This window comes from Campylobacter sp. BCW_4332 (genome assembly GCF_001763175.1).
GTDB lineage: Bacteria > Campylobacterota > Campylobacteria > Campylobacterales > Campylobacteraceae > Campylobacter_D > Campylobacter_D jejuni.
Genome location: NZ_MJYF01000064.1, coordinates 88,699 through 114,261, shown reverse-complemented (window position 1 = coordinate 114,261; position 25,563 = coordinate 88,699). Strand labels below are relative to the sequence as shown.

Genomic DNA, 25,563 nt, shown 5'->3' with positions numbered 1-25,563 from the left:
TTTAAAAATTTAAAGTATTATTTTGCCAAAATATTTTTAAAAAAGAAGTTATAATGCAAAATCAAATCTTAAAAAATCTCGATTTAAAACACATTTGGCACCCTTGCACACAAATGAAAGATCACGAAACCCTACCTTTAATCCCTATAAAAACAGCAAAAGGCGTGTGGCTTTATGATTTTGATGATAAGGCTTATATGGATTGTGTGAGTTCTTGGTGGGTAAATCTTTTTGGTCATTGTAATGAAAAAATCGCAAATGCCATCAAAAAACAAGTTGATGAGCTTGAACATGTGATTTTAGCAGGTTTTACACATGAGCCTATCATCAAGCTTTCTACGAGACTTTGTGAAAAAGTGGGGCATGATTTTAATAAATGTTTTTATGCGGATAATGGATCAAGTGCCATTGAAGTAGCACTTAAAATGAGTTTTCATTATCATTTAAATAAAGGTTTGAAAAAAAATAAATTTTTATCTTTAAGCAATTCCTATCATGGCGAAACCTTAGGGGCTTTAAGTGTGGGCGATATTGCACTTTATAAAGATACTTACAAAGCCTTGCTTTTGGAGTGTTTAAGCACTCCTGTACCACAAGGTAAAGACTATACTAAAGAGCTTGAAATTTTAAAAGATATTTTAGAAAAACACTCGAGTGAAATTTGTGCTTTTATTCTTGAACCCTTGGTGCAATGTGCGGGAAATATGCACATGTATGAAGTTGGTTTTATCGATGAAGCGATCAAGCTTTGCCATGCTTTTAATGTGCAAGTGATTTTTGATGAAATTGCAGTGGGTTTTGGACGCACAGGAACTTTGTTTGCTTTACATCAATGCAAACAAAGCCCCGATTTTATCTGTCTTTCAAAGGGAATTACAGGAGGATTTATGCCTCTTTCTGTAGTGCTTACAAAGGATGAAATTTATAATGCCTTTTATGCACCCTATAGTGAGCAAAAAGCCTTTTTACATTCTCATAGTTATACAGGAAATACTCTAGCTTGTGTAGCAGCTAATGCGGTTTTAGATATCTTTGAAAATGAAAATATTTTAGAAAAAAATCAAATTTTAAGTACCTTTATCCAGCAAGAATTTTCCAAACTTAAAAAATTTGATTTTTTAGGAAATTTTAGAACTTGTGGAATGATCAGTGCTTTTGATATTTTAAGCCATAAACACGAACGCATGGGACTTTTTGTATTTCAAAAAGCCTTAGAAAAAGGCTTGCTTTTAAGACCTTTAGCAAATACGATTTATTTTATGCCTCCTTACATCATCACAAAAGAACAAATCGTTTATGTGGTGGAAAGTTTAGAGCAGATTTTTAAGGAATTTTAAGTTGTAAAATTTCTTGCATTTGCTCCTTAAAATCTTTATTTAAAATACTATTTTCATCAAAAAAATCAAGATTGATTATAGGAATTTTTGCATAATTTTTTATAAATTCATCTTGTAAGATATCTTTTTTACCCATCATCACAAGGGCTAAAAGATTGATATTTCTTTGCTTTAAAGCTTCAATGCTAAGTAAAATATGATTAATGCTTCCAAGATAGTATTTTGCTACTAAAATCGTAGGGTGTTTAAAAATATTCACAAAATCAATCATAGTGTAATTTTCATCCATAGGAGAAAAAAGCCCACCCGCAAGCTCAATAAGTAGGTTCTCACTTTTTGGTAAAATGATATCTAAGGCTTTATAATCAAGCTTTTCTTTGATTTTTCCAAGATGAGGAGAAGCAGGAGTTTGTAAAAAAACACCCTCTTTAAAAATCTTTGTTTTTGGGCTAAATTTTGCAATAAACTCGCTATCTGTTGGAGTTCCTGCTTGAATGAGTTTAAAATAATCATAGTTAAAATTCGCACAAAAAGCTGCACTAAAATGTGTTTTTCCTACATCAGTATGTATTCCACTTACATAAATTTGCACAAAAAATCCTTAAGAAAGAAATTTTAAACCTACTGTACAAGCAATAATCACAGCGATTAAAAAAAGTTTTAAAAAACTTTTACTTTCTTTATAAAAAAGTACTCCTATCATTACCCCACCAGCAGTTCCAGCTCCTGTCCATATAGCATAAGCAACACTCATAGCGATATTTTGCATACTTAAGCTTAAAAAAGTAAAAGAAAATCCAAAACACACTATCAAAGCCAAAAGGTAAAGCTTGTTTTTAGTGCTTACAAGTTCTTTCATGATCAGCACACCAAAAATTTCACAAGCAGTAGCTAAAAACAAATAAAACCATTCCATAACTAAGCTTCCTTGCTTACCCGTTTAAGGGCTATAATGCTTAAAAGTAAAATCGCTATAAGCACAAGTTTAATTACAGAAACAGCCTCGTTAAAAATAAACATTTCATTTAAAACCACTCCTATAGTGCCAATGCCTACAAAAACACTATAAGTAATGCTTACTTCAAGTCTTTCACAAGCTTTTAAAAAACAAGTAAAAGAAATACAAACTCCAATGGCTGTTAAAATATAATGCCAAATTTCTGTAGAATATTTAAGTCCGCTTACCCAAAAGCATTCTATAATCCCACCTAAGATTATTAAAAACCAAGCTATATTGATATTGAATTTTTCATTCACATGAAGCCTTAAATTAACATAATATTTGTAAAACAAATTATATCTTAAAGAAATTAAAAGAAGCTATAAATTTACTTTTCCATAAGCCAAAATTAGATATAATCAAAGCTCATTTTTTAAGAAAGGACAAAAGATGTTAGAAGGTATCGTTAGAGAGAGTATCGGTAGAAAAGCTGCTAAAGCTTTAAAAAGAGATGGTTATCTAATCGCAAACATCTATGGAAAAGGATTAGAAAATATCAATGCCGCTTTTAAAGTAAATGAGTTTATTAAAGAAGTTCGTAAAAAAACTACTTTAATTTTTGATGTAAAAGTAGGTTCTCAAACTTTAAGTGTTGTAGTTGTGGATTATCAAAAAGATCCTGTAACTGCAGAACTTAAACATGTGGATTTAAAAGTTGCACAAAAAGGTGTGATTTCTAAATACATGGTTCCAGTTAAAATCACAGGAACAGCTATAGGTCTTAAAAATAAAGGTGTTTTAATCCAATCAAAAAGAAGATTAAAAGTAAAATGTGCAGCTGAAAATTTACCAAATTTTTTCGAACTTGATGTAAGTAAACTTGATGTGGGTGATGCTTTACTTGTTCGTGATATTGTAGTTCCTGCGGGAGTAACTATGATTGATGCTGATAGAGTAGCGGTTGTAGGTGTAGAAAAAGCTAGATGATTTTAGTCGTAGGGCTTGGCAATATAGGCGTAGAGTATGAAAATACCCGTCATAATGTCGGTTTTATGCTAATTGATTTGCTTTTAAAAGAAAGCAATTTTACAAATCTTACAAACTCTAAATTTAAAGGAGAACTTTTTAAAATAGGTTCTTCTTTACTTCTTCTTAAACCTAGCACTTATATGAATAATTCAGGACTTAGTGTAAAAGCAGTGAATGATTTTTATAAATGCGAAAGAATGATAGTTATCCATGATGATATAGATATAAATTTAGGAGCCTTGCGCTTTAAAAAAGGCGGTTCAAGTGGTGGACATAATGGGCTTAAAAGCATAGATACTTTATGTGGAAATGATTATGAAAGAGTGCGTATAGGAGTGGGAAAGGGTGAAAATGTGATTTCCCATGTTTTAGGTAAATTTAAACCCGAAGAAGAAATAACCTTAAGCAAAGTTTTAGAGCATACAAAAAAAGCTTTGCTTGAGCTTATTGAAAATGATGATTTGTCTGCTATATCATCCAAATACAGCCTAAAGGCTTAAGATGTGGATATTTTTTCGTTTTATTTCAGGGATTTATCTAAAAAATTTTTTTATCATATTTTTTTCTTTACTTGGTTTTTATTGCGGTATTGATTTGCTCTTAAATTTTAAAGATCTACCAAAAGCCGCAAATCTTGATTTGCTTTATGTTATGTTTTTATCTTTCTCGGCAGTGCCTTATGTATTACCCATTTCTTTGATTTTTGCCTTGGTAGTTTCTTTGATTTCTATGATCAGAGCAAATGAATTTGTAAGTCTTTATGCGTTAGGACTGAGCAGAAATTATGTTATTTTATTTCCTTTTTTATGGGCTTTATTTTTTTGTTGTGTTTATATAGGATTGAATTTTACTTCTTTTGCTTATGCAAATGATTATAAGAGAAATATTTTAAAAAATGGCACTATTATGAATCAAAGTGGAGAAGTGTTTTTGAAATTTAACAATAATTTTGTTTATATTTCAAAGATAAACAATGGACAAAATAGTGCTCAAAATATAAAAATTTTTAATATCAATGATTTAAATTTAAGTTCTTTTGTAAGTGCTAAAAATGCTCATTTTGAAGGTGAAAGTTGGATTTTGCGAGATGGTAATATTACATTATTACCTAAAAACTATGAACTTGCTAATGATGGTTTAAAAATACAAGATTTCTCCGAGCTTAAATCACTTGAGGGTTTTAAACCAAAGATTATAGAAGGGGTTGCTAGTAATAGTGATTATTCAATATCTGATGCACTTGAAAGTTTTGAGCTTTTTAAAGCACAAAATGTCAATACAGATGCTCTTAAAATCAATCTTTATAAATTTGTTTTTACTCCTTTTTTTGCACCATTTTTAATGCTTATTATGTATTATTTTTTTCCTGTAATAGCAAGATTTTTTAATCTTGCTTTTGTAACTTTTATAGCTTTTGTAGCGACTTTGATGATTTGGGGAGTCTTGTTTTTGCTTGCTAGATTAAGCGAAAATAGTGTGATTGCAAGTGAAATTGGCATTGTAGCGCCTATTATAATTTTGGGTTGTTTAAGTGCTTATATGTATTATAAGCATCGATAAATTAAGCTTTGTGTAGTAAAATTATAAAAATTAAAGGTTAAATATGGATTATAAACAATTAAAGCAAGAATTTAATACTCCTTTTTATATTTACAATTTTGATTTCATAAAAGAGCGTTTTTTAAATCTCAAAGAGGCTTTTAAGGCTAGAAAATCTCAAATTTTTTACGCTGTAAAAGCCAATTCAAATTTAAGTTTGTTGCAAATGCTTGCAAATTTAGATAGTGGATTTGATTGTGTGAGTATAGGCGAGGTAAAGCGTGCCTTAAAAGCAGGGGCAAAAGCTTATAAGATTATTTTTAGTGGAGTAGGAAAAACCAAAGAAGAGTTAAGACAAGCTTTAGAATATGATATTTTATATATTAACCTTGAAAGCGAAGCTGAAATGATGCTTTTAGAAAGTGTAGCTAAAGAACTTAATCTAAAAGCAAGAATTAGCATTCGTGTTAATCCAAATGTTGATGCAAAAACCCATCCTTATATTTCTACAGGATTAAATGAAAATAAATTTGGTGTTGAAATTGACATAGCAAGAAAAATGTATCTTTATGCAAAAAATTCATCTTTTTTAGAGCCCGTTGGAGTACATTTTCATATAGGTTCGCAACTTTTAGATATTTCTCCTATTCATGAAGCAGCAGGCATCGTTGCAAAACTTGTAAGAGAGTTAAAAGCCTTGCAAATCGATCTTAAATTTTTTGATATAGGCGGTGGTTTGGGTGTGGCTTATGAAAAAGATGAGTGTGAAGTTGATCTTTATAGTTATGCACAAGGTGTATTAGCACAACTTCATGGGCTTGATTTAACTATAGGAATGGAGCCTGGAAGGTATTTAGTTGCTAAAAGTGGAGAATTTGTTTGTTCAGTGCTTTATGAAAAACAAAATAAAATCAAGCGTTTTGTTGTAGTAGATGGAGCGATGAATGATCTTATACGCCCAAGTTTATACGAGGCTTATCATGAAATAATCTTACCTTATAATCAAGCTCAAGAGAGTTTATGTGATGTTGTGGGCGGAATTTGTGAGAGTGGAGACTTTTTTGCTAAAGCAAGGTCTTTACCCAGCACTCAAAGTGGTGATATAATGGTTATTAAAAATACTGGAGCTTATGGTTTTAGCATGAGTAGTAATTACAATACTCGTAATAAAGTTTGCGAATTAGCCCTCGAAGAAGGACAGGTAAGATTGATCCGTCAAAGAGAAAATTTTGAAGATCAAATCGCTTTAGAAGAGAAATTTTTAAAGGCTTAAAATGTTTTTTTTAGATGTTCAAGGGACTTTAATTTCTGATCATGATAAGAGTTTAATCCATGGTGCTAAAGAATTGATCGATTTTTTAAATGCAAAAAATCTTCCTTATGTTATTATTACTAACAATACAAAAAAACTTGATTTTTTAGAAAAATTACAGCAAAAAGGATTGGCTATAAAAGAAAATGCTTATATTGATCCTTTTAGCGTTTTAAAACACCTTTTAAAACCTTGTAAAGTTGCGGCTTTTGGTGCAGATGAGTTTGTAAAAAGTCTTGAAAATCTTGGTTTTGAATTTGATTTTGTAAATCCTAGTGCTGTGCTTGTAGCTAGTTATGATGATTTTAAATTTAAAGATTTTGCCACTATGATAGAATTTGCTAGAAGAGAAGTTAGGTTTATAGCTATGCACGAAACTAGCATTTATAAAAAAGATGGCAGGCCTTATCCTGGTGTAGGTAGCATTATGGCTATGCTTAAAAATGCTATTGATTTTAAATACGAGGTTGTGGGTAAGCCTAGCATTGCTTTTTATAAAGAAGCTTTAAATTTGATAAGAAGACAAAATTCAAAAATCGATTTTGAAGATATTAAAATCATTAGTGATGATTTTAGAGGAGATTTGCTTAAGGCAAAAGAACTCGGCATGAAAACCTTACTAGTTTTAAGCGGCAAAATAAGCGACACAAAAGGGCTTGATACGGATTTGCTTGATGGAGTTTATCCTAGTGTTTTTGAGTTTTTAAAGGAGCTAAAATGCTAAATTTAGAAGAATTTAGAAATAAAATCGATGCGGTTGATGATAAAATTTTAGAACTTTTAAACGAAAGAATGACTTATGTTAAAAGCATAGGCGAGCTTAAACAAAGTAGCGGGGGAAGTATTTATCGTCCTGAGCGCGAAAGAGCCATTATCAATCGTTTAAAAAATGCAAATTTAGGACTTTTAGATCAAAATGCCATAGAGGCAATTTATCAAGAAATTTTTGCAGTTTCAAGAAATTTAGAAATGCCTCAAACTATAGCTTATTTAGGGCCTGAAGGAACTTATACTCATCAAGCAGCAAGAAGTCGTTTTGGAGCGATGAGTCGTTATATAGCCTTGGCTAATATCGAAGATGTTTTTAAAGAGTTAAGCAACAAAGAAGCAAAATACGGTGTTGTGCCTATAGAAAATAATACCGAAGGTGCAGTAGGTATTACTTTAGATTGTCTAGGTAGGTATAATGAGCTTAAAATTTTTGGTGAAATTTATATGGATATTCATCATTCTTTTGTGGGAATTAATGAAAATTTAAAAGAAATCAAACGTATTTATTCGCATCCACAAGGTTATAATCAATGTCGTAAATTTTTAGAAAGTCATGAACTTAGTGCTATAGAATTTGTTCCTTCAAAATCTACAGCTAATGCGGCTTATCTAGCTTCGCAAGATAAATATGCAGCAGCAATTTGCTCTAAAATAGCGGCTAAGCTTTATAATGTGCCTGTGCTTTTTGATAAAATAGAAGATAATGCAGCCAATAAAACAAGATTTTTAATTTTAAGCGATATTAAAAATCCTAAAATACCAAATTGCAAAACTTCTATTTTAGCACACACAGCACATAAACCTGGGGGGCTTAGCTTTTTATTAGAGCAGTTTAAAAAAGAAAATATCAATCTTACCAAGCTTGAATCTCGTCCTGTAAAATCAAAAGAATTTTTACACAGTTTTTATATAGATTTTGAAGGGCATATTGATGATGAAAATGTAAAAAAAGCTTTAAAAGATATACAAGAGATTGTTTGGCTTGGATCTTATTTATCAGGAGAAAAAGATGAAATTTAATGAATTTTTAAGTCATTTAAGCAATTATGAACCCGGAAAAGATATAGAAGTTATTGCCAAAGAATATGGCGTTAAAGAAGTGATAAAATTAGCAAGTAATGAAAATCCTTTTGGTACGCCACCAAAAGCCATAGAATGTTTAAGACAAAATGCAAACAAAGCTCATCTTTACCCTGATGATAGTATGATAGAACTTAAAAGCATATTGGCTCAAAAATACAAAGTTCAAAATGAAAATATTATTATTGGTGCAGGCAGTGATCAAGTGATTGAATTTGCTATACATGCTAAGTTAAATTCTAAAAATGCTTTTTTGCAAGCTGGAGTTACCTTTGCTATGTATGAAATTTATGCCAAACAATGCGGTGCAAAGTGCTATAAAACTCAAAGCATTACTCATAATTTAGATGAATTTAAAAAACTTTATGAAATACATAAAGATGAGATTAAACTTATTTTCTTATGCTTGCCAAACAATCCTTTAGGCGAGTGTTTGGATGCAAGTGAAGTGACCAAATTTATTAAAGGTGTGGAGGAGGATTGTTTAGTTGTGATTGATGCAGCTTATAATGAATTTGCAAGTTTTAAAGATAGCAAAAAACATTTAGAACCTTGTGAATTGATTAAAGAATTTGACAATGTACTTTATTTGGGAACTTTTTCCAAGCTTTATGGATTAGGAGGCTTACGCATTGGTTATGGCATAGCTGATGCTAGTATTATTAGTGCATTTTACAAGCTTCGTGCGCCTTTTAATGTGAGCAATCTTGCTTTAAAAGCAGCAGTTGCAGCAATGGATGATGATGAATTTACTGAAAAAACTTTAGAGAATAATTTTTCTCAAATGGAGCTTTATAAAGAATTTGCTAAAAAACATAATATCAAAATCATTGATAGTTATACAAATTTCATCACTTATTTTTTTGATGAAAAAAATAGTACAGATTTGTCTGAAAAATTGCTTAAAAAGGGTATAATAATAAGAAATTTAAAAAGCTATGGTTTAAATGCTATACGCATTACTATAGGAACATCTTATGAAAATGAAAGATTTTTTACAGAATTTGATAAGATTTTAAGATAGATATAAATCAAATAAAAATATGTAAAATTCGCCAAACTAAGGGATGAGAATTAATGGATTTTAAAAATATGTTTCATCAAATTGGGCAACTTTATCAAAATTTAACTCGCAAGCAGCGTATAGTGATTGCTGCATCTATTGTAGTGGTGGTTGGGTTTTTGGTTTTTTTAGCTTTATTTCGCGGAAGTGGTAGTAATGCAAATAATGGATATGCAGTTTTAGTTGAAAATGTAAGTCCAAGTTCTTCTGCTGCAATTGTAGCTAAACTTGAACAAAATAATATTCCCTATAAATTAGAAAGTGAAAATAAAATTTTAGTTCCACAAGATCAGGTTTATCGTCAAAGAATGTTTATTGCAAGCGAAGGTCTTATAAAAGATAGTCGCGTGGGTTTTGAAGCTTTTGATACTCAAGCTTTTGGAGCTACAAATGAAGAACAAAAGGTAAAATACCAAAGAGCCATAGAAGGCGAACTTGCAAGAACTATTGAGACTTTAGAACCTATTCGTAGCGCTGTTGTACACATAGCATTTCCTAAAGATAGTGTTTTTACCGAAAGGCAAATTCCGCCTACAGCTTCAGTTGTTGTTAATGTTCGCGAAGGCTTAAAGCTTACTAGAAAACAAATTGATGGTATAAAAAATATTGTTTCAGCGGCGGTTCCAAAACTTACTAAAGAAAATGTTAAGATTAGTGATCAAAGTGGTGTGCCTTTAGATGAGCAAGAAGCATATGAAGATGATTTGGTTCGTGCGCAAATTAAATTTAAAAGTGATCAAGAAAAAGCTTTAGAAGATAAGATTATAGAAAATTTAGCTCCTTTTGCAGGTGGTATGGATAAAGTAAAAGTGAGTGTAAATATAGATTTTGACTTTTCCAAGCAAGAATCTCAAAGTGAAATTTATGATCCAAATCCTATAGTGCGTAGCGAGCAAACTTTAAACGAGGAAAGAACAGGTAGAAAAGATCCAGAAATTCAGGGTGTTCCAGGTGCTGTTTCTAATATAGGTCCTGTTGAAGGACTTGACAATAAGGGTCAAATTGACACTTATAAAAAAAATCAAGTTACTACGAATAATGAACTTTCTAAAACTATTACAAATACCAAAAAACAATTTGCAACAGTTTTACGCACTTCAGCAGCTGTTACTATAGATGGAAAATATCAAGATGTGGTTGATGAAAATGGGGATGTGAAAAGCGAATATGTTCCATTAACCAAAGAAGAGCTTGCAAGTGTTGAGAGTATAGTTAAAAATACTATTAATTTTAGCGCTACTAGAGGTGATAGTGTTGTAGTTCAAAATTTACCATTTCATCGTGAGTCGATTAGAGTTGAGAGTAAAGTTAAAACTTTTTATAATCGTTTTATTGAGCCGTTTATTCCACCGGTTAAGTATTTTATTGCAGCGATTTTACTTTTTATTTTTTACAAAAAAGTTATTACTCCATTTACTCAAAAAATGCTTGAAGATGTCGCAGCGCAAGAAGAAATGCAGCAAGGTCCAAATGCTGTTTTAGATGATGTTGAAGATACTTTGGAAAAAATGAATGCAGCAAGGAAAAAAGTTGAAGAACAACTTGGTTTCGGAGATAATTTCAATGAAGATTCTATCCAGTATGAGGTTTTGCTTGAAAAATTGCGTGGTTTGGTAAGTGATAAAAGCGAGGAAATTGCTGCACTTTTGCAAAATTTAATTCAAAACGATAGTGAATTTGGTGAAAAGGATATGTGATGATAAAGCTAAGTGAAGAACAAAAAATGGTCTATGATGATTTATCGATGCCTGAAAAGGTGGCGATATTTCTTATACAACTTGGCGAAGATGCAACAACTTCTGTGTTTTCACATATGGAAATTGATGTAATTACAGAAATTTCACGTTATATTGCTATGGCTAAAAATGTTGATAGATCCGTAGCTACTGCAGTTTTAGAAGAATTTTACACTCTGCTTCAATCAAATCAATATATTAAAAGTGGTGGTTTGGAATATGCTAAAGAAATACTTTTTCGTACTTTTGGGCCAGAGATTGCAAATAAAATTCTTGAAAAACTCACTAAAAGTATGGAGAATAATCAAAATTTTGCTTATTTGGCGCAAATTAAACCACAGCAACTTGCAGACTTTATTACTAAAGAGCACCCACAAACCATCGCTCTTATTTTGGCACATATGGATTCTATTCATGCGGCAGAAACTTTAGAGTATTTTAGTGATGAATTAAGGGCTGAGGTGGTTATAAGAATGGCAAATCTTGGCGATATTTCTCCAAGTATTATTAAAAGAGTTTCTGCAGTGCTAGAAAGCAAGCTTGAAAGTCTTACCTCTTATAAGGTTGAAGTGGGCGGCCCAAGAGCAGTAGCAGAAGTGCTTAATCGTTTGGGTCAAAAAGCAAGCAAATCAACCATTACTTATATTGAACAAAGTGATGAACGCTTAGCAGAGACTATTAAAGAGCTTATGTTCACTTTCGATGATATACAAAAACTTAGTACTCAAGCTATAAGAGAAATTTTAAAAGTAGCTGATAAGCGTGATTTAATGATAGGTTTAAAAGGCGCAAGTGAAGAGTTAAAGCAAAAATTCTTAGCCAATATGTCTACGCGTGCAAGCGAAGCTTTTCTTGAAGAAATGGGTTTTTTGGGTGCTGTGCGTGTTAAAGATGTTGAAGATGCACAAAGAAAGGTTGTTGAAGTGGTGCAAAAACTTGCAGAACAAGGTCTTGTTCAAACAGGCGATGCGGATGAAATGATAGAGTAGGTGAGAGATGGTTAATCGTAGCAATGTAATTTCTGGTGGGGCTTCTGATCAGCATGTTGTTGAAGGATATCGTTTTAAAGTTATTTCAGAATTTGATAATCATACAGGTGAAAAAAAACATACTCAAACTCCAGATGAAGAAAATGCTAATATATCTTTAAATGATGAAAAACCAGTCGAAGAAAATCATGCTATTGCCCCTACGCAAGCTGTTATGGAAACTCAAATTCCAACATTTCAACCAAGTTTTGTTGAAGATTTGCTTAAAAAAACAGATGAAATGTCAAGCAATATTATTAAACTTCAAATGCAAATAGAAAGTCAAGAGAATGAATTTAATAACCGCTTAAATTCAGAACTTGAAAATGCTAAAGAAAAATTTGCCAAAGAAGGTTATGAGAAAGCAAAAGAAGAATTTCAAAAGGAATTGAGTGATTTTAAAGATAAGTATTTAAAAAGTATAGCCAAGCTCGATAATGCTTGTGAAAATCTTGAAAATTTTATAGAAAAAAACGAGAAAGAATTAGCAGATACTGCTATAGATATCGCTAAAGAAGTAATCTTAAAAGAACTTGAACTAAATTCAAGTAAGATAGCTTATGCTTTGGCCAAAGATTTAATCGGCGAGCTTAAGGGTGCTAGTGCAATTGAGCTTAAGGTTAATGCAGAGGATTATGAGTATTTAAAAGAGCAATTTGATCAGAATGCTCATATTAAAATAAGTCTTGATGATGCAATTAGTAAAGGAAGTGTTATTATTATAAGTGACGCAGGCAATATAGAGTCCAATCTTAACTCTCGTCTAACTAAAATTAAAAAAATGGTGAATAATGAGTAAAAAATTTGCCCATACTCAAGAAGAGTTAGAAAAGCTAAGTTTAAAAGAATTAGAAAATTTAGCAGCATCTATACGTGAAAAAATCATACAAGTTGTGAGTAAAAATGGTGGACATTTAAGTTCAAATTTGGGTGCTGTAGAACTTAGTATAGCAATGCATTTGGTTTTTGATGCAAAAAAAGATCCTTTTATTTTTGATGTGTCACATCAATCTTATACACACAAGCTTTTAAGCGGAAAAGAAGAAATATTTGATACTTTAAGACAAATCAATGGTTTGAGCGGTTATACAAAACCTAGCGAGGGAGATTATTTTGTAGCAGGGCATTCTAGCACCTCTATTTCTTTGGCAGTAGGTGCTTGTAAGGCCATTGCTTTAAAAGGTGAAAAGCGTATTCCTGTTGCTTTGATTGGAGATGGTGCTTTAAGTGCGGGTATGGCCTATGAGGCTTTAAATGAATTGGGTGATTCTAAATTTCCTTGCGTAATACTTTTAAATGATAATGAAATGAGTATTTCAAAACCAATTGGAGCAATTTCAAAGTATCTTTCTCAGGCTATGGCAACGCAGTTTTATCAAAGTTTTAAAAAGCGTATTGCTAAAATGTTGGATATATTGCCTGATAGTGCTACTTATATGGCCAAGCGTTTTGAAGAGAGTTTCAAACTTATTACTCCTGGGCTTTTGTTTGAAGAATTAGGGCTTGAATATATAGGGCCTATTGATGGACATAATCTAGGTGAAATTATTTCTGCATTAAAACAAGCAAAAGCTATGCAAAAGCCTTGTGTGATACATGCTCAAACCATAAAGGGTAAAGGCTATGCTTTAGCCGAAGGAAAACATGCTAAATGGCACGGGGTGGGAGCTTTTGATATAGATAGTGGAGAGAGTGTTAAAAAAAGTGATACTAAAAAATCTGCTACTGAAATTTTTTCTAAGAATTTGCTTGATTTAGCCTCAAAATATGAAAATATTGTTGGGGTTACGGCGGCTATGCCAAGTGGAACAGGTCTTGATAAGCTTATAGAAAAATATCCAAATCGTTTTTGGGATGTGGCTATTGCAGAACAGCATGCAGTAACTTCTATGGCTGCTATGGCAAAAGAAGGATTTAAACCTTTTATTGCAATATATAGCACCTTTTTGCAGCGTGCTTATGATCAAGTGATCCATGATTGTGCAATTATGAATTTAAATGTGGTTTTTGCTATGGATAGAGCAGGGATAGTAGGTGAAGATGGGGAGACACATCAAGGTGTTTTTGATCTTAGTTTTTTAGCTCCTTTGCCAAATTTCACTCTTTTAGCCCCAAGAGATGAGCAAATGATGCAAAATATAATGGAGTACGCTTATTTACATCAAGGACCTATTGCTTTTCGTTATCCTAGAGGGAGTTTTATTTTGGATAAAGAATTTAATCCTTGTGAGATAAAACTTGGTAAGGCACAATGGCTTGTAAAAAATAGTAGTGAAATTGCTTTTTTAGGTTATGGACAAGGTGTGGCAAAAGCGTGGCAAGTTTTAAGAGCCTTGCAAGAAATGAATAATAATGCTAATTTGATCGATTTAATTTTTGCTAAACCTTTAGATGAAGAACTTTTGCGTGAGCTTGCTAAAAAAAGTAAAATTTGGTTTATTTTTAGTGAAAATGTTAAAATTGGCGGTATAGAAAGTTTAATTAATAATTTTTTACAAAAATATGATTTGCATGTAAAAGTTATTAGCTTTGAATATGAAGACAAATTTATTGAACATGGAAAAACAAGTGAGGTGGAAAAAAATCTAGAAAAAGATGTCAATAGTTTGTTGACGAAAGTTTTAAAATTTTATCATTAAATAATAAAAAATATTATTTAATATAAACTTCTTTTAATAAAAATTTTATTATTATTTCCACTTAAAAAAGCAAGGAATAAATACAATGGAATTACTACAAATGCTTAAAAAACATGAGTTAAAAGCTACTCCGCAAAGACTATGTGTTTTAAAAATTTTAAAAAGACATGAGCATCCTAATATTGATGAATTATATGCAGAAATTAAAAAAGAATACCCTTCAATCTCTTTAGCGACGGTTTATAAAAATCTTAATACTTTACAAGAACAAGGTTTAGTTGTTGAAATCAATGTTTTAAATCAAAAAACTTGTTACGATATTTATGAAGAAGAACATATTCATGTAGTTTGCGCCAAATGTGGTGGTATAGAGGATTTAAGTTTTAAAGATGCTAAGCTTTATGAATATCAAGAGCATTTAGAAAAAAAGATAGGCAATCTCGTCAATCATCTGTCCGTTTGTGCTTATGTTGATAGTTGTAAAAAGTGTCATTAAGCAAAATAAGGTTAAAATAGCCCATATATTTTAAGGGTTATTTTAATGGTTTATGAAATTCAAAAAAACTTTTTACTATCTGATTGCACTCTTTTAGAGAATTTAAAAAAAGATAATATACCTTTTCGAAATTCTAAATTTGAAACTTTTTATACTCAAATAACTTCAAATCATAGTGTTAAATTTCAAAGTTTTTGCAATGAATTTTATAAAATTACAAAATTTAATAATTCAATTTTAGAACAGAATCAAGAAGAGAAAATTTCTAAAAAAAAATTTGAAAAAGCTCGAAAAAAGATTATAGGAAAGAGCATTAAAAAAGAACGCTTCGAATTTAAATTGTGTTCTTTAAAAAGTTATATTGATATTTATGAAGAGCCTAAAATTTGTATTTTAAAAATATTTTTTCCAACGTTGGATAGTTCCAATGAATTTAAAATCCCTAAAGATTTTAAAATTCAAAAAGAATTACATCATGATTTAAATTCTAAACATATCGTTTTATATGGTTTTGAATATCAAAAGTTTGATATAGAGAAATGTTTTAAAATTATAGAAAAAAATCAGAATTTTAGCTTGGATTTTCCAAATTATATTAATGCTTATGATGGATTTAGGATTTTTTTATTTTATTTATTTAAAAAATTAAAATTTTATTGGACTTTATCTTTAGAGAGAAAAGATAAGCAAAGTTTATGTGAATTTTTATTTTATTCAAGAAGTTTGTATATAGTTTTATCAAGCATGAATACTATTTTAGATAAAAATTTGAGTAATATTTTGGCTTTAAAGTTTAAAGATATAACGAAAAAAACTCAAGATATTTTAGCAAGTGAAAATTCAAATCAAGATTTATTGCTATTTTTAAGCGATGAAAAAATCCAAGATTTGTTTAATGATTTTGATTTTTTCATAAAGGAAAATTCTTTTTATGAAGGCGATTGCAAAGATAGGTTTTTTAAACAACTTGTTGCGTTAGAACTTAGAAAAAAAATTATTTTATTTAGAAAAAATATACTAAAAAATTTTGATTTAGAGCTTTTTGAAAATAGTTTTTTTGAATTGGCAATATTTTTAGAATATTTTTATCGTTTTTTAGAGATAAAAAATTTAAACAAACTTTATGAAAAATATTGCAAAGATAGAGATAAAAATATTTTTTCGAAAATAATCAATAATAAAAATAAATTTTGCAAATTGCTTAAAAAATCAAGTAAAAATTTGAAAATTTACAAAGGATAAAAATGCAAAAACAAGAAAAAATTATAGAAATGTTTAATCAAATTGCACCTACTTATGATAAGGCGAATAGAATTTTAAGCTTTGGAGCTGATGTAGCGTGGCGCAAAAAAGCTTGTCAAAGAGTGATGAGTTTGTATTTAAAAAAAGATTTAAAAATCGCTGATATTGCCTGTGGCACAGGGGATATGATAGAGATTTGGCAAGAGAGTGCTTTAAAAATGGAAAAAAATATTTTAAATATTAAAGGTATTGATCCAAGTAGTGGCATGCTAAATGTTGCAAAAGAAAAATTTCCAAATGTCGAATTTATAGAAGCAGGGGCGCAAAATTTACCTTTAGAAAGTCAAAGTTTAGATATTTTAAGCATTAGTTATGGCATTCGCAATGTTGTAGAAAGACAAAAAGCCTTAAGTGAATTTGCTAGAGTACTTCAAAAAGATGGTATTTTGGTAGTTTTGGAATTTACAAAAAGAGAAAAGGGTGGATTTATAGCAGCTTGTAGAGATTTTTATCTTAAAAATATTTTACCAAGTATAGGTGGGATAATCAGTAAAAATAAAAGTGCTTATGAGTATTTGCCAAACTCTATTGAAGGATTTTTAAGTAAGGAAGAATTCATCTTAGAACTTAAAAATGCTGGTTTTGAAATGCTTGATTATAAAAGTTTTAGCTTTGGCGTGAGTTCAATGTTTATAGCAAAAAAACTATGACACCAACAGAATTAAATCTTAAAGCAAAGGCTTTATTAGAAACACATTTTGATAATATAGTTTTAAGTGGAGAAATTTCAAAAATTACTTTGCATGGTTCAGGGCATTGGTATTTTGATTTAAAAGATGAAAGATCAAGCATTGCTTGTGCTATGTTTAAAGGAGCTAATTTAAAAGTCGGGTTTAAACCAGCGGTGGGGGATTTTTTAGAGCTTTGTGGAAGTGTGAGTTTATATCCTGAAAGCGGTCGTTATCAATTTATCGCTACTAGTATGAAAAAAGCAGGTTTTGGGGATTTAGAAGCACAGTTTTTGGCTTTAAAAGAGCGTTTGCAAAAAGAAGGACTTTTTGATCCACGCTTTAAAAAATCTTTGCCAAAATTTCCTAAAAAAGTAGGCATTATCACTTCAAAAACTTCTGCTGCTTTGCAAGATATGTTAAAACTTATTCATCAAAAAGAATATTTTTTGGCAAAAATTTATATTTTTGATGCTTTAACTCAAGGAAATAATGCTCCTTTTTCTCTTATACAAGCTTTAAAAAAAGCCGATGATATGGATTTAGATGTTCTTATTATAGCACGTGGTGGAGGAAGCAGGGAAGATCTTTTTTGTTTTAATGATGAAAATTTAGCAAGAGAGATTTTTAAAGCAAAAACTCCTATCATTTCAGCCATAGGACATGAGATTGATTATGTTATTAGTGATTTTGTTGCAGATTTTAGAGCTCCAACGCCCTCAGCTGCTATAGATACTTTGTTTTATTCTAAGTTAGATATAGAACAAAGTTTGGATTTAATGGAAGAAAAATTAATGCAACTTTGGAATCATAAAATACAAAATTATGAAAATTTGCTTTTAAATTTAAGCAAATTTTTCAAATTTAATTCTTTGCCAAAAATAATAGATGAAAAAATAAAACAAAGCCATAATATAGAAAAGCAATTAAATCATCTACTGGCAAATCAAATGCGTTATAATGAATTAAAATTAGATAAATTGCAAAATGCTTATTTGCAACATGAGAATTTTTTTAATAAAAGCAAAAAGTTTATTTGTATCACAAAAAATGGTAAAATAGCAAATTTAGAAGATCTTAAGAGTGATGATATCGTTATTTTAAGTTCTCAAACTTCTCAAAAAGAAGCAAAAATTTTATAAGGATAAATTATGAGAAAAATCAATTTCAGTGCAGGGCCATCGACTTTACCTTTAGAAATTTTAGAGCAAGCTCAAAAAGAATTCTGTGATTATCAGGGTAGGGGTTATTCTATAATGGAAATTTCTCACCGCACAAAAGTATTTGAAGAAGTGCATTTTGGAGCACAAGAGAAAGCTAAAAAACTTTACGGGTTAAATGATGATTATGAAGTATTATTTTTACAAGGTGGAGCAAGTTTGCAATTTGCTATGATTCCTATGAATTTAGCTTTAAATGGGGTTTGTGAATATGCAAATACAGGAGTTTGGACAAAAAAAGCGATTAAAGAAGCACAAATTTTAGGTGTCAATGTTAAAACTGTAGCAAGTAGCGAGGAAAGTAATTTTAATCATATTCCTAGAGTGGAATTTAGCGATAATGCTGATTATGCTTATATTTGTTCTAACAATACTATTTACGGCACTCAATATCAAAATTATCCCAAAAGTAAAACTCCTTTGATTGTGGATGCATCGAGTGATTTTTTTTCTAGAAAAGTAGATTTTTCAAATATTGCTCTTTTTTATGGCGGAGTGCAAAAAAATGCTGGAATTTCGGGTTTAAGTTGTATTTTTATCCGTAAAGATATGTTAGAAAGATCTAAAAATAAACAAATTCCTAGCATGTTAAATTATTTGACTCATGCTGAGAATCAGTCCTTGTTTAACACGCCTCCAACCTTTGCTATTTATATGTTTAATCTTGAAATGGATTGGCTTTTAAATCAAGGCGGACTTGATAAAGTACATGAGAAAAATTCTCAAAAAGCTGCTATGCTTTATGAGTGTATTGATTTAAGTAATGGATTTTATAAAGGACATGCAGATAAAAAGGATAGATCTTTAATGAATGTGAGTTTTAATATTGCTAAAAATAAAGATTTAGAGCCTCTTTTTGTAAAGGAAGCCGAAGAAGCTGGAATGATAGGACTTAAAGGACATAGAATTTTAGGGGGAATTCGTGCAAGTATTTATAATGCGCTTAATTTGGATCAGGTAAAAACCTTGTGTGAATTTATGAAAGAATTTCAAGGAAAATATGCATGATAAAGCGTTTTGATGAGTGCGATAGAATGTCGCAAATTATTGTTTTTGATAAATATTTTAAGACTGCAGGACAAGTGGCTTTTGAACCTAGCGGAGATATTAAAAAACAAACTAAAGAAGCGCTTGCAGAACTTGATGCTTTGTTTGAAAAAATAGGCGCAAACAAAGGAGATTTGATTCAAATTCAAATCTGGTTAGCTAATATGCAAGATTTTGATGCAATGAATGAAATTTATGATGCTTGGATTAAAAATTATCCTAAACCTGTTAGAGCTTGTGTAGGAAGTGCTTTAGCAGAGGGTTATTTGGTAGAAATTCAAGCTTTTGGAAAGCTAAGAGAGAATTAAAAATTCTCCCCTCCAAATTTTAAAAGCGCAGATCCCCAAGTAAAACCACCACCAAAAGCATCCAGTAAGATTAGATCTCCTTTTTTAAGTCGACCTTCTTCATAGGCATCATTCATTGCCATAGGTATAGAAGCAGCTGAAGTATTGCCATATTTTTGTACGGTAATCACACATTTTTCATCACTTAGATTGAGTTTTTCTTGGACGGCTTTAATGATGCGTAGATTAGCTTGATGAGGAATAAAAAGATCAATTTCTTGTGCTAAAATGTTATTTTTAGCTAAAATTTCTACAACATCATTGCTAAGCGTGTTTACTGCTATTTTAAAAACTTCATTGCCTCTCATTTGCATAGAAAGTGTTTGACATAGGCTTGATTTTTGCGATCTTTGAGTCATTAAAAGATCTCCATAATTACCATTGCTTGCAGTATGTACATCAAGGATATGATTTTCATTGTCCAAACTTACAACTCCAGCACCCGCACCATCTCCAAAGAGTATGCAAATGCTTCTGTCATTGTAATCCATAATTGAACTTGTTTTTTCAGCTCCTACGATTAAAACATTTTTTTTCAAACCACTTTCTATTAAGGCTTTAGCTTGTTCAAGCAAATAGATAAAACCAGAACAAGCTGCTGAAATATCAAAAGCACTAATATTTACAAGTCCTAAATTTGAAGCAATTTTACAAGCTGTTGAAGGCATAGTAAAATAATCAGGACTTAAAGTGGCCACAAGAATTGCATCAATATCTTCAGGTTTTAAATTTGCTCTTTCTATGGCTTTTAATGCAGCTTTTGTACCCAAATCGCTAGTATTCTCATTTTCACCAGCAATACGTCTTTCTTTAATGCCTGTGCGTCTAGTGATCCATTCATCGGTGGTATCTACCATCTTTTCAAGATTAGCATTGCTTAAAATTTTTTCTGGAATATAAGAAGCTATACTTTTAAGACTGGCTTTAAGCATTGTATTTCCCAAGTTCATTTTCTATAAGTTCATTGATATGAGACTGGCTAAAATTTATAGCTTGAAAAATTGCATTTTTAATAGCCCTAGAATCACTTTTTCCATGACTTATAATCACACAACCATTAACTCCAAGAAGGGGTGCTCCGCCATATTCTTGCCAATCTATGTGTTTTTTTAATTTTTTAAAAGATGGCTTCATAAGTAAAGCACCTATTTTAGAAATAAAAGATTGCTTTACTTCATTTTTTAAAAGTTGAAAAATTGCTGTTGCCACACCTTCACAAGCCTTTAAGATAACATTTCCATCAAAACCATCGCAGATTAAAACATCTATTTCACCATTGAAAATATCTCTACCTTCAGCATTACCTATAAAATTTGGAATTTTTTTCATAAGCTGATGACTTTCTTTGGTAAGTTCATTACCTTTGCATTCTTCTTCGCCATTAGAAAGTAAAGCAAGGCGTGGTTTTTGAATTTGCATAATTTCTTTAGCATAAACTTCACCCATTATGGCAAATTGAAATAAATTTTCAGCTTTACAATCTGTATTAGCTCCAACATCCAAAAGTAAAGTTTTGTTAACGATATTTGGCATTAAAGTGGCAATAGCAGGTCTTGAAATACCTTTAAGTCTTCCAAGCCTTAAGGTAGCCAAAGACATACTTGCTCCACTATGACCCGCTGAAACTACAGCATCTACTTTTTTTTCTTTTAATAAATTAATAGCTTTATAAATGGTTGTTTCTTTATTTTTTAAAGCATCTGTGGCATTTTCATTCATCGAAAAAATTTCACTAGATTCTTCGTATTGTATATATTGCTCTAATTTTTTTGGTATTAAAGGTTTTAGAATTTTAGAATTTCCCACTAAGATAGCGTTAAAAGGTTTTGCTTCTAGCGCCTTTAAAACGCCTTCTATAATGGGTTTTTCTCCAAAATCACCACCCATTGCATCAATGGCAATGTTAATCATTGATTTTAATATTCCTTAGTTGTTGGATTCGCACGGTGAGGCATTTTGTAGCTTCCATCTTTGTCTTTTATAGGCATAGGAAGACTAACTTTATAGTGAGTTCTGCGTTTAGCTGCACGAGTTTTGCTCACTCTTCTCTTTGGTACTGCCATTTTTTCTCCTTTATAAAATTTAATTAATTATTGCAATTTATGCAATAAAAATAATCACTTAAATAAGCTTCAAGCTCGCTGATAGCAACTTCTATTAAATCAATATGTCCATCGAAAAATTCTATAGTATTGCTCAATTCGTTTGCTTCATCTTTAAAAATACCATCACTTGCAAAAAGTTCTAAATTTTCTTTAATTTCAAGTTCTAACTCAGTTCCACAACTATCACAAGGTCTATAGATAAAACCTTGCATAATAGCATTTATTTTAACAAGCTTAGGATTTATTTTTACTAAATTTCCCTCAAAAATCATATTTTCAAGATTAAGTTTAAAAGGATATTCCTTTATGTTAATCTTAGAAAAAGGGATTTTCATTTAGCAAATTTCGTTTGGTTTAAAGAAAAATTCAATTTCTATTTTTGCATTTTCCAAGCTGTCACTTCCATGAACAGCATTAGCATCAATACTCTCAGCAAAATCGGCTCTAATTGTTCCTGCTTTAGCTTCTTTAGGATTTGTCGCTCCCATTAAATCTCTATTTTTTAATACAGCACCTTCTCCTTCTAGCACAGAAACAACAACAGGACCGCTAATCATAAATTCAACCAAGTCTTTAAAAAAAGGTCTTTCTTTATGAACAGCATAAAAATTTTCAGCTTGTTCTTTACTAAGTTGAACTTTTTTCATTGCAGCGATTCTTAATCCATTGCTTTCAAAACGATCTAAAATTTTTCCTATAACACCTTTTTTAACAGCATCAGGTTTAATTATAGATAAAGTTTTTTCCATCTTTGTAATAACTCCTTATTTTAATAAAGCTTAAAATTATACTTGAATTTGTTTAAAGAAAGTTAAATTAAAAGAAAAAGCTAGGAATCTCTAGCTTTTTAATTTTTTAAAATTATGCAAAAACTGGAGTGTCCCCACTTCTCATATCAGCGCCAATATTATCACGACTTGGTTGTCCTGATTCTACAGCACTCCAAACTATACATCCATCTGTTGGGCAAGCACTAGCACAAGCTGGTTGATCATTATGTCCTACGCATTCAACGCATTTGTTTGCATAAACATAATATCTATCTTCACCTTCTGGATTGTTAGCATCATCAACGATAGCACTCACTGGACACTCATCAATACAAGAACCACAAGCAATACATATATCTGTAATTTTTACAGCCATTTTTTCTCCTTTTTAATATTAAGATTTAAAAGATTTTAGCATAAAATTCTTAAATAATGTAAATTTTGATAATCAAAAATTTACCTTATTTGATAATAATTATAACTTTCTTAAATTTTTAATATTATTTTAGATATTTAAAAAAAAATAAAGATTTAAACGATATAATTTCGTTATCAATAAAATTTATTATTTAGGAGAAAATATGATAGTTACTAAAAAAGCTTTAGATTTTACTGCTCCAGCAGTATTGGGAAACAATGAAATTGTTCAAGATTTTAATCTTTATAAAAACATAGGTCCAAAAGGAGCGGTAGTATTCTTTTATCCAAAAGATTTTACTTTTGTTTGTCCTTCAGAAATTATAGCTTTTGACAAAAGATATCAAGAATTTAAAAATCGTGGCATTGAAGTAATTGGAATTTCAGGAGATAATGAATTTTCACATTTTGCTTGGAAAAATACTCCAGTAAATCAAGGTGGTATTGGTCAGGTTAAATTTCCGCTTGTTGCTGACTTAACTAAGCAGATTGCTAGAAATTTTGATGTACTTTATGCAGAAGCAGTTGCCCTTCGTGGTTCGTTCTTGCTTGATGCTGATGGAACAGTTCGCCATGCTGTGGTTAATGATTTACCACTAGGTAGAAATATAGATGAAATGTTAAGAATGGTTGATACTATGCTTTTTACAAATGAGCATGGTGAAGTTTGTCCTGCAGGATGGAATAAGGGCGATGAAGGTATGAAAGCTAACCCTAAAGGCGTGGCTGAATATCTTGGCAAAAACGAAGCTAAACTTTAATTTCTTAGTATAAAGCCTCTTTACGAGGCTTTTTCTTCATTTTTATTCTTTAATTGAAATTCATAAATTTTCTACTATAATTTTACACACATATTAAAATTTTTACTTAGGCTAAAATATGGCAGGCGAAGATCAAGAAAAAACAGAAGAACCCACGTCCAAAAAGATAGAAGATGCGCGTAAAGAAGGTAATGTTCCAAAGTCTCAAGATGCGGCAGCTATTGTAACTTTGATAATTGGAGTAACTATAACTTTATTTATGATGAGTTTTATGGGCGAGAGAATTGTAAATTTATATAGATACTATCAAAGTTTTATTGGTGTTGAATTTGATTTGCGTATTATTCAAGCCATTATGATTAAAAGCATTTTTGAGGTTTTAATTATTCTTGCGCCTATTGTTTTAAGTATTATGATTGCTGGGGTTTTGGGAAATATTATGCAATTTGGTTTTATTTTTACAACTAAACCTATTATGCCAAATTTAGGAAAAATCAATCCTCTAAAAGGTTTAAAAAACCTTTTTTCATTGAAAAAAATTGTTGAAAGTATAAAAATTATTTTAAAAGTGGGCATTGTTTTTACTATAGCTTTTATAGTTTTACTTAAATTTATGCAAGAGCTTCCAAGAGTTGAGCTTTATACTATGGTTGCACAGCTTACTTGGCTAAGAGACAGAGCTATTGTTTTAGCAGCTATTGTTATAGTTGCTTTTTTAATTATTGCTGTTTTAGATGTTTTTTTGGTGCGTTTTCAGTATTTTAAAGGTTTGCGTATGAGCAAACAAGAAATAAAAGATGAGTATAAACAAATGGAAGGAGATCCTCAGGTTAAAGGTAGAATTCGTAGACTTCAAATGGAAGCTGCGCGTCGTCGTATGGTTCAAGATGTTGCAGGTGCGGATGTGGTGATCACAAACCCAACGCATTATGCCGTAGCTATTCGTTATGATACAAGTAAAGAACAAGCTCCTAGGGTTGTTGCCAAAGGAGTGGATTTTCTCGCTCTTCGCATAAAACAAGTAGCCTATGAAAATAATGTTGTAGTTTATGAAAATCCTCCTTTAGCAAGAGAGCTTTATAAAGCTTGTGATGTTAATGATCTTATTCCTAGGGAAATGTTTAAAGCTGTAGCTGAGGTGCTAGGATTTGTTTATAATACAAATAATAAGAGTCGTTTAGCTGGTCAAGTAAAAAAAGGAAACTAAAACTTTTAAGGTGTTTTAGTTTCTATTTTGTTAATAAGCTCAAGAACCGATTTTTGAGTACTTGTATCTACTGTATCGACTTTAAAATATATTTCTACTCTATTATTTTCTAGAGCTTGTGGATTTCCATTGATAGGATTATTAAGCCCGTAGCTTTTAATGCTAATGTTTTTTAAATTTGCTCCACCTTCTATAAAATATTTTAATACATTTTCCGCTCTTTGGTAGGCGAGTTCATAACTTCTTATAATAGAGTCGCTATTGTCTGTATAGCCTCTAATTTCTATTTTTGCTTGAGGTGGCAAATATGTTGTTAGTTCAGCCATACGTTTTAAATAATCTTGTATATCAGCTGAAACGATTTGAGCGCTACCTCTTTCAAATTCAACTTTAGATGGAAGGTTAAGAGCAACCTGATTGTCGCTTTGATCTAGAGCCGCTTGAAGACGTTTGATAGTTTCTTGCTGCGTCATAGTCATTTGTTTTAATGATTTGAGTTCATCACTTTCTTCTTTTGCTGCGCCTTTATATTTTTCTTGAGTTTTACTCTCTTCTTTGACTGTTTGAGTAGAGGTGTAATCAAAGATTTTAACAAATTCAGTTTTTAAAGCCTCTACTTTAGCAGGATTTGTTTTAGAAATTGCCCAAAGAGCAATAAAAAGTGCCAAAAGCAAACTTAGAAAGTCTGCATAAGGTACAGCCCATTTTTCACCTGCAGGACATTCTGGACATTTATGTTTCTTGGCCAT

At 30.8% G+C, this 25,563-nt stretch carries 30 protein-coding genes; 20 read left to right on the top strand and 10 right to left on the bottom strand.

Features of this window, described 5'->3' with window-relative positions; all coding sequences use genetic code 11:
- Nucleotides 1-53 precede the first annotated feature (53 nt).
- Nucleotides 54-1,337: an adenosylmethionine--8-amino-7-oxononanoate transaminase gene (locus AJN64_RS07915; RefSeq protein ID WP_053872735.1), complete on the top strand. Its 1,284-nt coding sequence runs from the start codon at nt 54-56 to the stop codon at nt 1,335-1,337.
- Here AJN64_RS07915 and AJN64_RS07910 read toward each other — a convergent pair.
- Genes AJN64_RS07910 through AJN64_RS07900 form a run of 3 tightly spaced genes read right to left on the bottom strand, consistent with a single transcriptional unit; the run spans nt 1,324 to nt 2,594 of the window.
- Nucleotides 1,324-1,929 (bottom strand): dethiobiotin synthase, encoded by a 606-nt coding sequence (locus tag AJN64_RS07910; protein ID WP_053872734.1) that lies wholly within the window; start codon nt 1,927-1,929, stop codon nt 1,324-1,326. The two genes, AJN64_RS07915 and AJN64_RS07910, sit on opposite strands and share 14 nt — an antisense overlap.
- A 9-nt stretch (nt 1,930-1,938) precedes the next feature.
- Complete coding sequence (locus tag AJN64_RS07905) at nt 1,939-2,253, bottom strand: DMT family transporter (protein ID WP_052949496.1); 315 nt, start codon at nt 2,251-2,253, stop codon at nt 1,939-1,941.
- A 2-nt stretch (nt 2,254-2,255) separates the two neighbouring features.
- Nucleotides 2,256-2,594 (bottom strand): DMT family transporter, encoded by a 339-nt coding sequence (locus tag AJN64_RS07900; RefSeq protein WP_002880510.1) that lies wholly within the window; start codon nt 2,592-2,594, stop codon nt 2,256-2,258.
- A gap of 133 nt (nt 2,595-2,727) precedes the next feature.
- Between AJN64_RS07900 and AJN64_RS07895 the strand changes: the two genes are divergently transcribed.
- The 17 genes from AJN64_RS07895 (at nt 2,728) to AJN64_RS07815 (ending at nt 19,515) form a co-directional block, all read left to right on the top strand.
- Nucleotides 2,728-3,264 carry a 50S ribosomal protein L25/general stress protein Ctc gene (locus AJN64_RS07895; protein WP_002791314.1) on the top strand — a complete coding sequence of 179 codons (537 nt, stop codon included), beginning with the start codon at nt 2,728-2,730 and terminating at the stop codon, nt 3,262-3,264.
- Nucleotides 3,261-3,806: an aminoacyl-tRNA hydrolase gene (gene pth, locus AJN64_RS07890; protein WP_002854409.1), complete on the top strand. Its 546-nt coding sequence runs from the start codon at nt 3,261-3,263 to the stop codon at nt 3,804-3,806. The genes AJN64_RS07895 and pth overlap by 4 nt, the downstream gene beginning before the upstream one ends.
- A 1-nt stretch (nt 3,807) precedes the next feature.
- The gene (locus tag AJN64_RS07885; protein WP_070283892.1) at nt 3,808-4,866 is read left to right on the top strand and encodes an LptF/LptG family permease; all 1,059 of its coding nucleotides are present in this window, start codon (nt 3,808-3,810) and stop codon (nt 4,864-4,866) included.
- A 43-nt stretch (nt 4,867-4,909) separates the two neighbouring features.
- Nucleotides 4,910-6,118, top strand: coding sequence for a diaminopimelate decarboxylase (gene lysA / locus AJN64_RS07880; RefSeq protein WP_044793925.1), 1,209 nt, complete (start codon nt 4,910-4,912; stop codon nt 6,116-6,118).
- A gap of 1 nt (nt 6,119) precedes the next feature.
- Nucleotides 6,120-6,881: an HAD-IIA family hydrolase gene (locus tag AJN64_RS07875; RefSeq protein WP_044793926.1), complete on the top strand. Its 762-nt coding sequence runs from the start codon at nt 6,120-6,122 to the stop codon at nt 6,879-6,881.
- Nucleotides 6,875-7,948, top strand: a complete 1,074-nt coding sequence (gene pheA, locus AJN64_RS07870) for a prephenate dehydratase (protein ID WP_044779539.1) — start codon at nt 6,875-6,877, stop codon at nt 7,946-7,948. Before AJN64_RS07875 ends, pheA begins: the two co-directional genes overlap by 7 nt.
- Nucleotides 7,938-9,032 (top strand): histidinol-phosphate transaminase, encoded by a 1,095-nt coding sequence (gene hisC / locus AJN64_RS07865; RefSeq protein WP_053872731.1) that lies wholly within the window; start codon nt 7,938-7,940, stop codon nt 9,030-9,032. The genes pheA and hisC overlap by 11 nt, the downstream gene beginning before the upstream one ends.
- 53 nt (nt 9,033-9,085) lie before the next feature.
- Complete coding sequence (fliF, locus tag AJN64_RS07860; protein WP_002861099.1) at nt 9,086-10,768, top strand: flagellar basal-body MS-ring/collar protein FliF; 1,683 nt, start codon at nt 9,086-9,088, stop codon at nt 10,766-10,768.
- Nucleotides 10,768-11,796, top strand: a complete 1,029-nt coding sequence (gene fliG, locus AJN64_RS07855; RefSeq protein ID WP_002854670.1) for a flagellar motor switch protein FliG — start codon at nt 10,768-10,770, stop codon at nt 11,794-11,796. The genes fliF and fliG overlap by 1 nt, the downstream gene beginning before the upstream one ends.
- Nucleotides 11,797-11,803: 7 nt before the next feature.
- The gene (gene fliH / locus AJN64_RS07850) at nt 11,804-12,634 is read left to right on the top strand and encodes a flagellar assembly protein FliH (protein ID WP_002880502.1); all 831 of its coding nucleotides are present in this window, start codon (nt 11,804-11,806) and stop codon (nt 12,632-12,634) included.
- Entirely contained in the window at nt 12,627-14,474 is a 1,848-nt protein-coding gene (dxs, locus tag AJN64_RS07845) for a 1-deoxy-D-xylulose-5-phosphate synthase (RefSeq protein ID WP_002861101.1), read from the top strand. Before fliH ends, dxs begins: the two co-directional genes overlap by 8 nt.
- An 85-nt stretch (nt 14,475-14,559) precedes the next feature.
- Nucleotides 14,560-14,970 carry a peroxide-responsive transcriptional repressor PerR gene (gene perR, locus AJN64_RS07840; RefSeq protein ID WP_002861102.1) on the top strand — a complete coding sequence of 137 codons (411 nt, stop codon included), beginning with the start codon at nt 14,560-14,562 and terminating at the stop codon, nt 14,968-14,970.
- 45 nt (nt 14,971-15,015) lie between these two features.
- Nucleotides 15,016-16,212, top strand: a complete 1,197-nt coding sequence (locus tag AJN64_RS07835) for a hypothetical protein (RefSeq protein ID WP_002880500.1) — start codon at nt 15,016-15,018, stop codon at nt 16,210-16,212.
- 2 nt (nt 16,213-16,214) lie between these two features.
- Nucleotides 16,215-16,922, top strand: coding sequence for a bifunctional demethylmenaquinone methyltransferase/2-methoxy-6-polyprenyl-1,4-benzoquinol methylase UbiE (gene ubiE, locus AJN64_RS07830; protein ID WP_002872421.1), 708 nt, complete (start codon nt 16,215-16,217; stop codon nt 16,920-16,922).
- Nucleotides 16,919-18,082, top strand: coding sequence for an exodeoxyribonuclease VII large subunit (gene xseA / locus AJN64_RS07825; RefSeq protein ID WP_053872709.1), 1,164 nt, complete (start codon nt 16,919-16,921; stop codon nt 18,080-18,082). Before ubiE ends, xseA begins: the two co-directional genes overlap by 4 nt.
- Nucleotides 18,083-18,091: 9 nt before the next feature.
- Complete coding sequence (gene serC / locus AJN64_RS07820; protein WP_044778466.1) at nt 18,092-19,168, top strand: phosphoserine transaminase; 1,077 nt, start codon at nt 18,092-18,094, stop codon at nt 19,166-19,168.
- A complete protein-coding gene (locus AJN64_RS07815; RefSeq protein ID WP_002854323.1) occupies nt 19,165-19,515 on the top strand; it encodes a RidA family protein in 351 nt (116 codons plus the stop codon). Before serC ends, AJN64_RS07815 begins: the two co-directional genes overlap by 4 nt.
- Here AJN64_RS07815 and AJN64_RS07810 read toward each other — a convergent pair.
- The 6 genes from AJN64_RS07810 to AJN64_RS07785 all read right to left on the bottom strand — a co-directional run bounded on the left by AJN64_RS07810 (nt 19,512) and on the right by AJN64_RS07785 (nt 22,805).
- Nucleotides 19,512-20,486 (bottom strand): beta-ketoacyl-ACP synthase III, encoded by a 975-nt coding sequence (locus AJN64_RS07810; RefSeq protein ID WP_044778553.1) that lies wholly within the window; start codon nt 20,484-20,486, stop codon nt 19,512-19,514. The genes AJN64_RS07815 and AJN64_RS07810 overlap by 4 nt on opposite strands.
- Nucleotides 20,479-21,465: a phosphate acyltransferase PlsX gene (gene plsX, locus AJN64_RS07805; protein WP_044778468.1), complete on the bottom strand. Its 987-nt coding sequence runs from the start codon at nt 21,463-21,465 to the stop codon at nt 20,479-20,481. Before plsX ends, AJN64_RS07810 begins: the two co-directional genes overlap by 8 nt.
- 5 nt (nt 21,466-21,470) lie before the next feature.
- A complete protein-coding gene (gene rpmF / locus AJN64_RS07800; RefSeq protein WP_002858674.1) occupies nt 21,471-21,617 on the bottom strand; it encodes a 50S ribosomal protein L32 in 147 nt (48 codons plus the stop codon).
- 23 nt (nt 21,618-21,640) lie between these two features.
- Nucleotides 21,641-21,994: a hypothetical protein gene (locus AJN64_RS07795; protein ID WP_070292854.1), complete on the bottom strand. Its 354-nt coding sequence runs from the start codon at nt 21,992-21,994 to the stop codon at nt 21,641-21,643.
- Complete coding sequence (gene ndk, locus AJN64_RS07790; RefSeq protein ID WP_002859435.1) at nt 21,995-22,408, bottom strand: nucleoside-diphosphate kinase; 414 nt, start codon at nt 22,406-22,408, stop codon at nt 21,995-21,997.
- A gap of 112 nt (nt 22,409-22,520) precedes the next feature.
- Nucleotides 22,521-22,805 (bottom strand): DUF362 domain-containing protein, encoded by a 285-nt coding sequence (locus AJN64_RS07785; RefSeq protein WP_002854354.1) that lies wholly within the window; start codon nt 22,803-22,805, stop codon nt 22,521-22,523.
- 205 nt (nt 22,806-23,010) lie between these two features.
- On the opposite strand from AJN64_RS07785, the gene AJN64_RS07780 reads away from it, so the two are divergent.
- Entirely contained in the window at nt 23,011-23,607 is a 597-nt protein-coding gene (locus AJN64_RS07780) for a peroxiredoxin (RefSeq protein ID WP_002854219.1), read from the top strand.
- 118 nt (nt 23,608-23,725) lie between these two features.
- On the top strand, nt 23,726-24,814 hold the full coding sequence (flhB, locus tag AJN64_RS07775; RefSeq protein ID WP_002857279.1) for a flagellar biosynthesis protein FlhB: 1,089 nt from the start codon (nt 23,726-23,728) through the stop codon (nt 24,812-24,814).
- Nucleotides 24,815-24,819: 5 nt separating this feature from the next.
- Here the strand turns inward: flhB and motB are convergent, their stop codons facing one another.
- Complete coding sequence (gene motB, locus AJN64_RS07770; protein WP_070292853.1) at nt 24,820-25,563, bottom strand: flagellar motor protein MotB; 744 nt, start codon at nt 25,561-25,563, stop codon at nt 24,820-24,822.

Bases quoted from the DNA above. Each gene is read 5' to 3' on its own strand.
- ubiE (WP_002872421.1), top strand. From the start codon at position 16,215: ATGCAAAAACAAGAAAAAATTATAGAAATGTTTAATCAAATTGCACCT.
- hisC (WP_053872731.1), top strand. From the start codon at position 7,938: ATGAAATTTAATGAATTTTTAAGTCATTTAAGCAATTATGAACCCGGA.
- AJN64_RS07810 (WP_044778553.1), bottom strand. From the start codon at position 20,486: ATGCTTAAAGCCAGTCTTAAAAGTATAGCTTCTTATATTCCAGAAAAA.
- flhB (WP_002857279.1), top strand. From the start codon at position 23,726: ATGGCAGGCGAAGATCAAGAAAAAACAGAAGAACCCACGTCCAAAAAG.
- AJN64_RS07915 (WP_053872735.1), top strand. From the start codon at position 54: ATGCAAAATCAAATCTTAAAAAATCTCGATTTAAAACACATTTGGCAC.
- dxs (WP_002861101.1), top strand. From the start codon at position 12,627: ATGAGTAAAAAATTTGCCCATACTCAAGAAGAGTTAGAAAAGCTAAGT.
- AJN64_RS07815 (WP_002854323.1), top strand. From the start codon at position 19,165: ATGATAAAGCGTTTTGATGAGTGCGATAGAATGTCGCAAATTATTGTT.
- AJN64_RS07885 (WP_070283892.1), top strand. From the start codon at position 3,808: ATGTGGATATTTTTTCGTTTTATTTCAGGGATTTATCTAAAAAATTTT.
- AJN64_RS07795 (WP_070292854.1), bottom strand. From the start codon at position 21,994: ATGAAAATCCCTTTTTCTAAGATTAACATAAAGGAATATCCTTTTAAA.
- fliF (WP_002861099.1), top strand. From the start codon at position 9,086: ATGGATTTTAAAAATATGTTTCATCAAATTGGGCAACTTTATCAAAAT.
- serC (WP_044778466.1), top strand. From the start codon at position 18,092: ATGAGAAAAATCAATTTCAGTGCAGGGCCATCGACTTTACCTTTAGAA.
- motB (WP_070292853.1), bottom strand. From the start codon at position 25,563: ATGGCCAAGAAACATAAATGTCCAGAATGTCCTGCAGGTGAAAAATGG.
- AJN64_RS07895 (WP_002791314.1), top strand. From the start codon at position 2,728: ATGTTAGAAGGTATCGTTAGAGAGAGTATCGGTAGAAAAGCTGCTAAA.
- pth (WP_002854409.1), top strand. From the start codon at position 3,261: ATGATTTTAGTCGTAGGGCTTGGCAATATAGGCGTAGAGTATGAAAAT.
- fliG (WP_002854670.1), top strand. From the start codon at position 10,768: ATGATAAAGCTAAGTGAAGAACAAAAAATGGTCTATGATGATTTATCG.
- AJN64_RS07780 (WP_002854219.1), top strand. From the start codon at position 23,011: ATGATAGTTACTAAAAAAGCTTTAGATTTTACTGCTCCAGCAGTATTG.
- xseA (WP_053872709.1), top strand. From the start codon at position 16,919: ATGACACCAACAGAATTAAATCTTAAAGCAAAGGCTTTATTAGAAACA.
- plsX (WP_044778468.1), bottom strand. From the start codon at position 21,465: ATGATTAACATTGCCATTGATGCAATGGGTGGTGATTTTGGAGAAAAA.
- lysA (WP_044793925.1), top strand. From the start codon at position 4,910: ATGGATTATAAACAATTAAAGCAAGAATTTAATACTCCTTTTTATATT.
- AJN64_RS07835 (WP_002880500.1), top strand. From the start codon at position 15,016: ATGGTTTATGAAATTCAAAAAAACTTTTTACTATCTGATTGCACTCTT.
- fliH (WP_002880502.1), top strand. From the start codon at position 11,804: ATGGTTAATCGTAGCAATGTAATTTCTGGTGGGGCTTCTGATCAGCAT.
- AJN64_RS07785 (WP_002854354.1), bottom strand. From the start codon at position 22,805: ATGGCTGTAAAAATTACAGATATATGTATTGCTTGTGGTTCTTGTATT.
- AJN64_RS07875 (WP_044793926.1), top strand. From the start codon at position 6,120: ATGTTTTTTTTAGATGTTCAAGGGACTTTAATTTCTGATCATGATAAG.
- pheA (WP_044779539.1), top strand. From the start codon at position 6,875: ATGCTAAATTTAGAAGAATTTAGAAATAAAATCGATGCGGTTGATGAT.
- perR (WP_002861102.1), top strand. From the start codon at position 14,560: ATGGAATTACTACAAATGCTTAAAAAACATGAGTTAAAAGCTACTCCG.
- AJN64_RS07905 (WP_052949496.1), bottom strand. From the start codon at position 2,253: ATGGAATGGTTTTATTTGTTTTTAGCTACTGCTTGTGAAATTTTTGGT.
- rpmF (WP_002858674.1), bottom strand. From the start codon at position 21,617: ATGGCAGTACCAAAGAGAAGAGTGAGCAAAACTCGTGCAGCTAAACGC.
- ndk (WP_002859435.1), bottom strand. From the start codon at position 22,408: ATGGAAAAAACTTTATCTATAATTAAACCTGATGCTGTTAAAAAAGGT.